The sequence below is a fragment of the Fischerella thermalis PCC 7521 genome, from assembly GCF_000317225.1.
In the GTDB taxonomy this organism is placed as follows: Bacteria; Cyanobacteriota; Cyanobacteriia; order Cyanobacteriales; family Nostocaceae; genus Fischerella; species Fischerella thermalis.
On sequence record NZ_AJLL01000103.1, the window covers coordinates 23,406 to 36,061 of the forward strand.

General features: G+C 43.8%; 9 protein-coding genes. 6 read left to right on the top strand and 3 right to left on the bottom strand.

All coding sequences use genetic code 11. From position 1 onward, the window contains the following. Window positions 1-661 precede the first annotated feature (661 nt). Complete coding sequence (locus UYK_RS0122400; protein ID WP_009456884.1) at window positions 662-3,100, bottom strand: GH116 family glycosyl hydrolase; 2,439 nt, start codon at window positions 3,098-3,100, stop codon at window positions 662-664. A 77-nt stretch (window positions 3,101-3,177) separates the two neighbouring features. Here UYK_RS0122400 and UYK_RS25450 point away from each other — a divergent pair, with 77 nt between their 5' ends. Then, window positions 3,178-3,333, top strand: coding sequence for a GUN4 domain-containing protein (locus UYK_RS25450; RefSeq protein WP_235182375.1), 156 nt, complete (start codon window positions 3,178-3,180; stop codon window positions 3,331-3,333). After that, the gene (locus UYK_RS0122405) at window positions 3,315-3,908 is read left to right on the top strand and encodes a Uma2 family endonuclease (RefSeq protein WP_009456882.1); all 594 of its coding nucleotides are present in this window, start codon (window positions 3,315-3,317) and stop codon (window positions 3,906-3,908) included. Before UYK_RS25450 ends, UYK_RS0122405 begins: the two co-directional genes overlap by 19 nt. Before the next feature lie 11 nt (window positions 3,909-3,919). Here UYK_RS0122405 and UYK_RS0122410 read toward each other — a convergent pair whose 3' ends face one another. Both UYK_RS0122410 and UYK_RS0122415 read right to left on the bottom strand, forming a co-directional pair. Further along, the gene (locus UYK_RS0122410; RefSeq protein WP_009456880.1) at window positions 3,920-4,465 is read right to left on the bottom strand and encodes a GIY-YIG nuclease family protein; all 546 of its coding nucleotides are present in this window, start codon (window positions 4,463-4,465) and stop codon (window positions 3,920-3,922) included. A 102-nt stretch (window positions 4,466-4,567) separates the two neighbouring features. After that, window positions 4,568-4,900, bottom strand: a complete 333-nt coding sequence (locus tag UYK_RS0122415) for a hypothetical protein (RefSeq protein WP_009456878.1) — start codon at window positions 4,898-4,900, stop codon at window positions 4,568-4,570. 462 nt (window positions 4,901-5,362) lie between these two features. On the opposite strand from UYK_RS0122415, the gene rpsT reads away from it, so the two are divergent. The 4 genes from rpsT (at window position 5,363) to UYK_RS0122435 (ending at window position 12,568) form a co-directional block, all read left to right on the top strand. After that, window positions 5,363-5,665: a 30S ribosomal protein S20 gene (gene rpsT / locus UYK_RS0122420; protein WP_009456876.1), complete on the top strand. Its 303-nt coding sequence runs from the start codon at window positions 5,363-5,365 to the stop codon at window positions 5,663-5,665. A 92-nt stretch (window positions 5,666-5,757) separates the two neighbouring features. Then, on the top strand, window positions 5,758-6,543 hold the full coding sequence (locus tag UYK_RS0122425; RefSeq protein ID WP_009456874.1) for a TatD family hydrolase: 786 nt from the start codon (window positions 5,758-5,760) through the stop codon (window positions 6,541-6,543). A gap of 667 nt (window positions 6,544-7,210) precedes the next feature. Next, a complete protein-coding gene (gene rpoB, locus UYK_RS0122430; RefSeq protein ID WP_026086561.1) occupies window positions 7,211-10,534 on the top strand; it encodes a DNA-directed RNA polymerase subunit beta in 3,324 nt (1,107 codons plus the stop codon). 156 nt (window positions 10,535-10,690) lie between these two features. Continuing rightward, a complete protein-coding gene (locus UYK_RS0122435; protein ID WP_009456872.1) occupies window positions 10,691-12,568 on the top strand; it encodes a DNA-directed RNA polymerase subunit gamma in 1,878 nt (625 codons plus the stop codon). The last annotated feature ends 88 nt before the right edge of the window (window positions 12,569-12,656 follow it).

Here is a 12,656-nt window from a genome sequence, read left to right on the forward strand (position 1 = left end):
TGTGTTCTTAATTACTTTTTTCAGTTTTTTTGAGTAGTTTTTTGAGAAAGAAAGTTTGTCTAATAACAGGTCAATCACTAAACTTTATTTAGTTTTTCACTAGGCTGTTAACCACCTCTTTAATGCATTTTTATAGAATTTTGATAACTTTAGTCAAGATTTTTTTGGCGATTTACCAAAGTTTTACTAAGCTTTTAATCCATATTTTCCATCTTGTGTCTCCTTTATTTGTGCTTTTAAGCACTTGTATACAGTATTACAACTCTGGCAAATCATTCCTTAAAAGGATGAGGTTGTGCTTAAAAACATCAAACTGAATTGTTGGCATTAATGGCTCCAGCCCTGTCATTTGTTTATAGGGCTTCATGTCTTGTATCTGTCACAACAGACCAAAAAACCATTATATTACCATTGCTCCAGGAGAATGCAATACATAGTGGTCTTAGCAAGTAACCATGCATCCATAAGTTAGTTGCATTTTTTTGGAGAATTCATATTAGTCAATTACAAGCAATTACAATCAAAACCGGATTTTTTGTCTTCATGATCAAAAAAGATGGGGATCAGGGATTGGGATCGCGAACTGGAAGAAGGACAAGAAAGACGAGGGAGACAAGGAAGACAAACCAACCACTAACCACTAACAATCAACCAGCAACAACTAACCAATCATCAAATAAATTGCCCAAATTGCCATTGCCCGCAGATAAGTACTAGCGCGGAAAGTACCGACAGCAGTAATTGCTTCTGGTGTGCGGAATTGCAATCCATTTTCGTAAATTTGCCTAACTACAGTTTCTGTCAATTTCATTGCTTCGTCTTTCATACCCATCTGCACCATGAAAGCCGCTAAACCAAAATTGATCCCCGTCCATACTTCTAAAGGATGGGTAGCTTGGGGGTTTTCTGGTGAACCATCAGGACGCAGACCATTAGCAGCACCAAACTGACCATGATGAAACTTCAGGAAACAAGCGTTGTAAACGGTTTTCAATGCCGACAAAGCGCGATCGCGCTTTACAATATCAGGTAATCCCAACAAACGGGCATAGAACTGACCACACAATTGGTCTGCCATCACCACATCCGAACCACTTTCGCTATCTAGTCGATAATATTGACCATTCCAGAGTTTTGCTTCATAAATGGGGCGAGATTGTTGTAACCAAGTTTCGTAGATAGATTTTTGAACCGCCAAGTCGCCAAGATCGCCAAGAAAATTTTCGGCGTTATCTGTATCTCTGCGGTTTGTTATCAAAACATCACAAATTGCGATCGCAGCTTCTAATGCTGCTAACCACAATCCACCACAATAAGCACTCACTCCCTGTAGTCGCCAATCATCAAAAGTTTGATCAGGCGCACCAGAATTTTCCGGAATCCCATCGTTATCTATGTCAAAAGTTTTTAGATAGTCGAGGGTTTCTACAATGGCATTCCAGCATTCTGCTAGAAATGTAATATCATCAGCACCAGTGAAAAGAAAATCGCGGTATACCTGCAAAACGAAATCACAACCTAAATCCTTCCACAAATTACAATCTTGGTAGCTGGTATAATTCGTCTTCTCCCAAACATGTTCATTAGGTGCGCCTAAATCATGAGGTGTTGCTCCTGCAACCTTTCGGATAGCAAAGGGACTTTCCGCACCGACTGTGTAGTAGTAGCCAATTACACGAGTAGTTTGATCGCTCACTGGAATTGCGCGGGCAAACGCACGCATGACCGCCTTCTCTAATTCTGGAAACAGCATCAATAGAGCAAAAGAGCCATAAAGCCGGACATCCAAACTTTCATACCAACGGTAGTCTAGGCACTCCAACACTGCAAACTGACCAATGGGATCACGCTCAGTTGCTGCACTCCAGAGAGTACCACCAGCAGAAAGGTCGTAAAGCTCATTAAATAAGGCCATCTTAAACCAGTCTGGTAAATCTGCACGCTCAAGAATGGGTTTCTGCCATGCTTGAATTTGTGCTTGCCAAGCCTGGTATTGTTTTAGTGCTATTAATGCGATCGCCCACGCATTCTTGCCATCATTACCAAAAAAGTCTGTATATCTGCGGTAGTAATTGATGCCGGCCGCAAATTCTGTCACCGGGAAATCCCAAGTTAAAACAAAAGGGATCTCTAGTGTTTCCCCTGGCTGTAGAGTAAAACGCACAGCAAGCGCAGCTGCAATTTGTTCACCCTCAACTGCTGAGGTATGATCTAGATAGTTTGGTAAGGAGCCATCTTGAGCAAAACTTTGCCACACATCCTCGCCCGTGCCTCTAGGCTGCCAACGGCTATGATAAAAAATTTCTAGTTTGGGATGTTTGCGAGTAGCAATGCACCACTGTCCTTCTCCCTCTTGGATAGGTTGATCCACGCCAACCCGACCCAGAACACAACCAATATGTTCACTATTTTCAACTAGTTGATTAAAATTATCTTTACTTTCGCCTAAGGGTGGCTGGTACTCATAAACCGGACTACCATCATCCCGCATTTTTACCTCTGGGGATTTCAAGGCATTAGTAAACCAACCTACCATATTTTCCCAAGTGAGCATTATGCTCAAAGCAATAGATGCGTTGGTGGGATTGTGTGCTTTCCACACAAAAATTGCCACAGGGTAGCTAGTTTCTTGGTAATTATTTGCCCAGATCGGAGAAAATTGTTCACAGGTTAACTGGGTTTTATACACCTGTTCATAAACAAACCAACTGCGCGGATAAAGGGCATGATAAGTTCCAGTGATACCTTCTTCATTTTTAATTGTTGGGTACCACTGCCAAGCAGCTAAACTCCCATCTTCAGGTGGTTGTGTACATAAAGCATATGCCTGAGTTCCTGCTCCAGTACGTTCAAATACACTAAATTGACAACCAGGGATATTTTTAAAGACGTGTTCGCCACCATCAATATGCCACAGATTAAAATCTCCCCGCGAAGAACGACCAATACAACCTGCACCAAAACCACCTAAGGGCATTCCGTGCCAAGGCCCATCATCAATGTTGCTAGCATAGCGAACAGTATAAGGCTTGTCCCAACCTAAACCAATGGGACGACTCCAAGTGCAAGAAGGGATTTGCGGGGAAGATTGATTTGTCATCGCCTGAGTTGACAGTGTGCAGTCACAATTAAAGAAGACTAGCGCGATGTGTAAATTTTCTCAAGTTGTCTGGCAATTTGATCCTCAAGGTTAGCGATCAAGAAAAGAAAGGCTGGCTGAAAAAAGAACATATTAAAGAGTTTCCTTGTCAAGATTTACGCACTATTGACGCTCTTTGGACAAAGTACAGCCAAGGACACTTTGGTTTTAGTGTATGGAAACTATCACCCTAAATGTTCCTCCTAGTGTGGCTCTCACAGATGAGCAATTTTATCATCTGTGTATGGCGAATGAAGAATGGCGCATGGAGCTAACAGCTGAAGGAGAATTAATCATTATGCCACCAACTGGTGGAGAAAGTGGGATTAGAAATTCCGAACTGAACTTACAAGTAAGTTTGTGGAACCGCCAGACAAAGCTAGGTTATGTTTTTGACTCCTCCACCATCTTTAAATTGCCTAATGGTGCAAAGCGTTCCTCTGATGTTTCTTGGGTACGTCGGGAAAGATGGGAAGCTTTGTCTATTGAAGACAGACGAGGCTTTCCCCCTCTTTGTCCAGACTTTGCGATCGAACTACGTTCCCAAACAGATAACTTGCCAAAATTGCAAAGCAAAATGCACGATTACCTAAACAATGGACTTCGCTTAGGTTGGTTAATTGATCACCAAACTCCCCTAGTGGAAATTTACCGCCCAAATCAGGATGTAGAAACCCTTTACTTTTCTGAACAAACTCCGACTACTTTATCAGGAGAAACTGTACTACCCGGATTTCTTCTTGACCTAGCTCCTCTTTTTAATCTTTGATAGAAGTAGATTTATTTCAAATCCAACAATCCTTCTTCCTTCAACTTGGGATTAAATCGAATTTGCATTTGCAAGCCACGTACCTCTAATACCTTTAAAATTTCCGCCTCGACTCGCCGCGCTACATTTTTAAGAATTTTCATTTTAGCTATTTCATCATTAACAGGGTTTTCGTAATTTGCTTGTTCTTCAGCGGTCATTACTGCTTTCGCATCTATTGGCTGTGTCCATTTTCCCTTTTCATTGCTGTTACCCACAGGCACACAACCATTTTCTTCTATCCAAGCCTTTTCAATATTTTCTAATACCGCACGGCTGGGACGTTCAATCGTTTGGACTTTTACCCAGTAACATTGTTGTGGCTGACGCACAATGTGTTGCTTAAGGCTGAGATAAACATCACGAGAATACCCCACAAATTGCAGCGTTTTTTGTTGGTCAAAAATTGCATAAACTCCGATTTTTCCTTGTAAATATTCAGGTAATTGTCCGTTATCGTCAATGTAAGGAATGTATTCTAAATTCGCTAAAGCAGGAATATTTGTGTCTGTAGTCATAAAATTGAGTTAGTGGTTGGTGGTTAGTGGTTAGTCAGTAGAGACGCCAAGAACATCGCGTCTGTACGTTAGTAGTTAGTAGTTGGTATTTCCCCTTTTTCCCTAATCCCCAATCCCTAATTTCTTATAAACAGCACAAAGCCGACTAGGTTTAAAAATCTTGGCTGTGAACATGAAGTTAGGCGGAACGTTGATAATGACGTACTCCTCCGATTCATGGTATTTTTCAAATTCAGCTGGCATTCCTTTGGGAGTAGCTATACTGTAAGGAACTGGCTGAAAAAGCAATTCTGTAAATTCTACTTGTTCACACTCCAAGTTTTGGCAAATTTGATTCAAAAATGCTTCACTAGTTAATAATTTAAATAGATTCTCTTTCGCTTGTGGTTCAAGAGTGAAACTGCTATCGAAATTTTCGATAATTTTTAAAGCCATGTTATTGTAGAAAATTTTGCTCTACTGATAAATGTTAAAAGAGTTAGACCTCAGGAACAGTATGTTCCACAAAAATTACTAAAGAATCCTGAGACTTAATTCACAGTATGGGATTGTGTGACTACTGTTAGCAGAGAACGATCGCTCTTGATGATGAAAAATTATGAAGACGGGTTTAGCTTCAAAAGCACCAAAAGCGCCAAAAATCTGGAGTAGGTGAGCAGAGATCGGGAATCGGGGAAAAGCAAATGTGGGGTAACAAGGGAGAGTATGAGGAGTGTGGGGAGTGAATGACTTTTGACAAATGACTTTTGACCACTAACCACTAACAACCATCAACTAATGTAGACTCCAATACCAAAACCTGACTTTTTCTCAGAAATCATAACATTGGCGTTTTGGATGCTATATTAGTAAGTCTAGTAGTGTGTGTACATATTTATAATCTTTCTGGAACTGACTGTGGCGAATACAAAGTCTGCTCTCAAGCGCGCCAAAATCGCAGAGCGCAATCGTTTACGCAATAAAGCTTATAAATCAGCTGTGAAGACGCTGATGAAAAAATACTTTGCTGCGGTAGAAACCTATGCAGCAAACCCAACCCCTGAATTACAGCAAGAAGTCCAAGCTCGGATGTCGGAAGCCTATAGCAAAATTGATAAAGCTGTGAAGCGAGGCGTCCTTCATCCCAACAATGGGGCGAGAAAAAAATCTAGACTAGCTCAAAGGTTAAAAGCTTACACACAGCCAGCGGCCACTGCATAATAATAGTCAATTGTCAATTGTCAGTAGTCAATTGTCACTCAACTTTTGACTATGGACTCTTGACTACGGACTCTTGACTAAATAAATAAACAATGCAGCTAATCGATACCCACGTTCATATAAACTTTGACGTTTTCCAGGCAGATATAGAAAAAGTGCGATCACGATGGCAACAAGCAGGTGTAGTGCGTTTAATACACTCCTGTGTCGAGCCAACGGAATTTTCTAGCATTGCTGCTCTAGCTCATCAGTTTCCCGAAATTAGCATTGCTGTGGGGTTGCATCCTTTAGATGCAGACAAATGGAATCAGCAAACACCAGATGAGATTAAATATTTAGCTCAGTCTGGCCCTAGAGTAGTAGCTATCGGGGAAACAGGGCTAGATTTTTATAAAGCTGATAATTATGAACAGCAATGCATGGTATTTGAAGCGCAGTTAAGGATAGCTACTGAACTCAACCTACCAGTGATTATCCACTGCCGTAACGCTACGGCAGAAGTCAGGGACGTACTGCAAAAGTGGAAAAATCTCAAAGGCGAGAGTGTACGAGGTGTAATGCACTGCTGGGGCGGAACGCCAGAGGAAACTCAATGGTTTCTAGACCTAGGCTTTTACATCAGCTTTAGCGGGACTGTTACCTTTAAAAATGCTAAACAGATTCAAGCATCTGCTGCAATGGTGAGAAGCGATCGCCTGTTAATTGAAACAGACTGTCCTTTTCTCGCACCAGTTCCAAAGCGGGGTGAAAAGCGTAATGAGCCCGCCTATGTTCGCTACGTGGCTGAACAAATAGCCCGCCTCCGAGGAGAAACAACTGAAGCGATCGCAGCTATGACTACCAAAAATGCCTGTAATCTATTCAATTTGACACTATAAGCGAATATATAAAACGTAATTATGTGTATTTTCTGGAACTATCTTCTGGAAAAGAAAATTATAGGGGACAAAAATTATGATATTATTGTACCCTCCAAAAAATATTTAGTTGCGCCATAATGTTTAAGGAGGCAAATTATAAATTTTTCGGCTTTTGTTGTACTACTACTATATCACTCGACCATCCTCCTAAGCTCCATAGATGAAGCAAAAGCCCATAACCACCTAATTTCCTGTTTAGGTAGAGCTAGGTTTTGGCTCAAGCATTAAAGTTATAGAAATTTATAAACGAAATTTTCTGTGAGAATTATCCGCCAACCTCAAGCTATACAGACAAGCGCTAGGCTGAGAAAATTATTTGCTCAGTACTAGGATATCATCGCTCTGGGTTGAAAAAACCGACAGTTTACAAAGGCAACAGTCAAAAGAACTGCGTATGATCAATAGCGCGGTTTTTGGAGGGGAAGTGAAAAGAGCAAAATACATTCGGGCAAAGCTGAACCATCTTCTGTTTTTAGAAATCCAGCAAAAGGAGCAAATTCCCTATTGCCAAAATTGCTCTTTCCAGGTTTAATTGCTCCGTTTGCCTACACCTGCACTTTGCAGGTGGTGTAAGGAGAAGTTCCCACACACCAAAAAGTTTAACCAGGTTGACAAAGGTAGAGGCATGACTAACGACACAATAATGGAACCCGCCTTTTTGTTGCCCGACTTGATTGAAATCCAGCGTTCTAGTTTTCGCTGGTTTTTAGAGGAAGGGCTCATAGAAGAACTTAACTCCTTTAGTCCGATTACTGACTACACCGGCAAACTTGAGCTGCACTTTTTAGGTCAGAATTACAAACTGAAGGAACCAAAGTACGACGTTGACGAAGCCAAGCGGCGGGATAGCACTTACGCTGTGCAAATGTACGTACCCACACGTTTGATTAACAAAGAAACAGGAGAAATTAAGGAGCAAGAAGTATTTATTGGAGATTTGCCTCTGATGACAGAGCGCGGCACGTTTATTATTAACGGTGCTGAGCGAGTGATTGTCAACCAGATCGTGCGATCGCCAGGAGTTTACTACAAATCAGAAATCGATAAAAACGGCAGGCGTACTTATTCAGCTAGTTTAATTCCTAACCGGGGAGCTTGGCTGAAATTTGAAACAGACCGTAACGACTTAGTGTGGGTACGCATTGACAAAACCCGCAAATTGTCGGCCCAAGTACTATTAAAAGCCTTGGGATTGTCAGATAACGAAATCTTTGATGCTCTGCGTCACCCCGAATATTTTCAGAAAACCATCGAAAAAGAAGGGCAATTTTCTGAAGAAGAAGCCCTGATGGAACTATATCGCAAACTGCGTCCGGGTGAGCCACCTACCGTCTTAGGTGGACAGCAACTCCTCGACTCTCGCTTTTTTGATCCCAAGCGCTATGACTTAGGGCGTGTAGGACGCTACAAACTCAACAAAAAACTGCGTCTGCAAGTACCAGAAACCATGCGGGTACTCACCCCCCAAGATATCTTGGCGGCGGTCGATTACCTCATTAACCTGGAATACGACATTGGTAGCATAGACGACATTGATCACCTCGGAAATCGGCGAGTTAGAAGCGTCGGTGAATTACTACAAAACCAAGTCCGGGTTGGTTTAAACCGTTTGGAGCGGATTATTCGGGAGAGGATGACTGTATCCGATGCTGAAGTTCTCACTCCAGCTTCCTTAGTTAACCCCAAGCCTTTGGTAGCAGCAATTAAAGAATTCTTTGGCTCCAGCCAGTTGTCGCAGTTCATGGATCAAACCAACCCCTTAGCAGAATTGACACACAAACGTCGTCTTTCTGCCCTGGGACCCGGTGGTTTGACTCGCGAGCGTGCTGGTTTTGCCGTCCGTGATATTCACCCCTCCCACTACGGACGTATTTGTCCCATTGAAACACCAGAAGGTCCCAACGCTGGTTTGATTGGTTCCTTGGCAACCCATGCCCGGGTGAACCAATACGGCTTCCTAGAAACGCCCTTCCGACCAGTGGAAAATGGGCGCGTCAGATATGATTTGCCACCAGTTTACATGACTGCCGACGAAGAAGACGATTTCCGGGTAGCGGCTGGAGATGCTCCCATAGATGAAAATGGTCATCTGATAGGGCCAGAAGTACCTGTACGCTATCGTCAGGAATTCTCCACTACAACTCCAGAACAAGTAGACTATATAGCAGTCTCCCCCGTACAAATTGTGTCGGTAGCTACGAGCATGATTCCCTTCTTGGAGCATGACGACGCTAACCGCGCTCTCATGGGGTCAAACATGCAACGTCAAGCAGTACCCCTGCTCAAGCCAGAGCGTCCATTGGTAGGGACAGGCTTAGAAGCACAGGGAGCCAGAGACTCCGGGATGGTAATTGTCTCGCGTACCGACGGTGATGTCACCTACGTCGATGCGACCAAGATCCGGGTACGTCCACGGGTACGTCCAGGTGAGGAAAACGCCAAACCCCCTGCTGAAATCGAGTACATCTTGTCCAAGTACCAGCGCTCCAACCAAGACACATGTCTGAACCAAAAACCCCTCGTCCGCGTCGGTGAACGGGTTGTTGCTGGTCAGGTGCTAGCAGACGGTTCCTCTACCGAAGGTGGAGAATTGGCACTAGGACAAAACATCATCGTCGCCTATATGCCTTGGGAAGGCTATAACTACGAAGACGCAATTTTGATTTCCGAAAGATTAGTACAGGATGATGTTTATACCTCAATTCACATTGAAAAATATGAAATTGAGGCTAGACAGACAAAACTGGGGCCCGAAGAAATCACCAGAGAAATTCCCAACGTCGGTGAAGATGCCCTACGAAATTTAGATGAACAGGGAATCATCCGCATCGGTGCGTGGGTAGAAGCTGGAGATATTCTCGTCGGTAAAGTCACTCCCAAAGGTGAATCAGACCAACCACCAGAAGAAAAACTACTGCGGGCAATCTTTGGTGAAAAAGCGCGGGATGTGCGAGACAATTCCCTACGCGTACCCAATGGTGAAAAAGGACGCGTCGTAGACGTGCGGATCTTCACCCGCGAACAAGGCGATGAACTACCGCCGGGAGCCAACATGGTGGTGCGGGTGTATGTAGCCCAGAAGCGGAAAATCCAAGTCGGCGACAAAATGGCAGGACGTCACGGCAACAAAGGGATTATTTCCAAGATACTTCCAATAGAAGACATGCCCTATTTGCCTGATGGTTCACCAGTAGATATTGTCCTCAACCCCTTGGGTGTACCTAGCCGAATGAACGTTGGACAGGTATTTGAGTGTCTTTTGGGTTGGGCTGGTCACGTCATGGGAGTGCGGTTTAAGATTACGCCCTTTGACGAAATGTACGGTGAAGAAGCATCCCGCACCATTGTGCATGGCAAATTACAAGAAGCACGGGATGAAACTGGCAAAAACTGGGTATTTAACCCAGATGACCCAGGCAAAATTATGGTATATGACGGCCGCACTGGTGAACCCTTCGACCGACCAGTAACAGTAGGTGTGGCTTACATGCTGAAACTGGTACACCTAGTAGACGATAAAATCCATGCTCGTTCTACTGGTCCATACTCCTTAGTTACCCAGCAGCCTTTGGGTGGTAAGGCCCAGCAAGGTGGTCAGCGGTTTGGAGAAATGGAAGTGTGGGCATTGGAAGCCTTTGGTGCAGCTTACACATTGCAGGAATTGCTGACAGTCAAATCTGACGATATGCAAGGACGCAATGAAGCACTAAATGCGATCGTCAAAGGCAAAGCCATTCCTCGACCGGGAACACCAGAATCTTTCAAAGTCCTAATGCGAGAATTGCAATCTCTAGGATTGGATATTGCCGTCCACAAGGTGGAAACCCAAACAGATGGCAGTACCGTAGACGTAGAAGTTGATTTAATGGCAGACAATAGTGCCCGTCGTACACCTCCACGTCCAACCTACGAATCCTTAAGCCGCGAGTCGATGGAAGAGGAAGAATAAATACTGGTTGTTTGTTGATAGTTGGTGGTTGTTTGGATTTTCCAACCAACCAACAACAAACAACCATCAACTAAAAACTAAATACTCCTCCCACTAGCACGGCTAATTATGCCCGTGTTGTTTGTAAAGTCATAACTTAAACGCAGCATTAAACAGATGAGAAACACCCAAACTAATCAGTTTGACTACGTTAAAATCGGCTTGGCATCGCCCGAACGTATTCGTCAGTGGGGTGAAAGAACACTACCCAATGGCCAGGTCGTTGGTGAAGTTACTAAGCCGGAGACGATCAACTATCGGACTCTCAAACCAGAAATGGATGGTTTGTTCTGCGAGCGGATCTTCGGTCCGGCAAAAGATTGGGAATGTCATTGCGGTAAATATAAGAGAGTACGCCATCGGGGGATTGTTTGCGAACGTTGTGGTGTGGAAGTTACCGAATCAAGAGTACGCCGCCACCGCATGGGTTACATTAAACTCGCTGCGCCTGTAGCTCACGTTTGGTATCTCAAAGGTATTCCTAGTTATATCTCCATCCTGTTGGATATGCCACTGCGGGATGTAGAGCAAATTGTTTATTTCAATTCCTATGTTGTTCTTAGCCCTGGTAATGCTGAAACCCTCAGCTATAAACAATTACTCAGTGAGGATCAGTGGCTAGAAATAGAAGATCAGATTTACAGCGAAGATTCAACTTTACAAGGTGTAGAGGTAGGTATTGGTGCAGAGGCATTACTGCGACTACTTGCTGATATTAACCTCGAACAAGAAGCTGAAACTCTGCGCGAAGAAATTACCACCGCCAAAGGTCAAAAACGAGCGAAGCTCATTAAACGCCTGCGGGTAATCGACAACTTTATCGCCACTGGCTCCAAACCAGAATGGATGGTAATGACAGTAATTCCTGTCATCCCACCAGATTTGCGCCCGATGGTGCAGCTTGATGGTGGACGGTTTGCAACCAGCGACTTGAACGATTTGTATCGGCGAGTAATTAACCGCAATAACCGTCTGGCACGTTTGCAGGAAATTTTGGCTCCGGAGATTATCGTTCGCAACGAGAAGCGGATGCTACAAGAAGCGGTAGACGCATTAATTGATAATGGTCGACGCGGACGGACTGTAGTTGGAGCAAACAATAGACCCTTAAAATCTTTATCAGACATTATTGAAGGAAAACAAGGGCGCTTCCGGCAAAATTTATTGGGTAAACGGGTTGACTACTCTGGGCGTTCTGTAATTGTGGTGGGGCCAAAGTTAAATATCCACCAATGTGGTTTGCCAAGGGAAATGGCAATTGAGCTATTCCAGCCGTTTGTGATTCACCGCCTCATTCGTAGTGGCATGGTAAACAACATTAAAGCTGCGAAAAAGCTGATCTCCCGGTCTGATCCCAGTGTTTGGGATGTCTTGGAAGAAGTGATTGAAGGACACCCAGTTTTACTCAACCGCGCTCCTACTCTGCACCGCTTGGGTATTCAGGCTTTTGAGCCAATTTTGGTAGAAGGAAGAGCAATCCAGCTACACCCATTGGTGTGTCCAGCTTTTAACGCTGACTTTGACGGTGACCAAATGGCGGTACATGTGCCGTTATCTCTGGAATCACAAGCGGAAGCACGGTTATTGATGCTGGCTTCTAACAACATTTTGTCTCCTGCCACAGGTAAGCCCATCATTACACCTAGCCAAGACATGGTGTTAGGTTCGTATTACTTAACCGCAGAAAATCCCCACGCTACCAAGGGTGCAGGACGCTATTTTGCTTCTTTAGACGACGTAATTATGGCTTTTGAGCAGGAACAGGTAGACCTGCACGCCTATATCTATGTCCGCTACGACGGCGAAGTTGAGTCAGACCAAGCGGATCATGAGCCACGAGAAGTGGTTAAAAATGATGATGGTAGTGTGACTAAGTTGTATAAATACCGTCGAGTCAGAGAAGACGCTCAGGGAAATCTAATTTCTCAGTATATATACACAACTCCTGGTCGTGTAATTTACAATAAAGCAATTCAGGAAGCGCTAGCAAGTTAGGAACTGTTGTTTGTTGTTAGTTTGCTTGTTCTTTGTAACAACCGACTAACGACCAACCCTTCGGGTTCGGCAGTTGCTCATGGGGGGA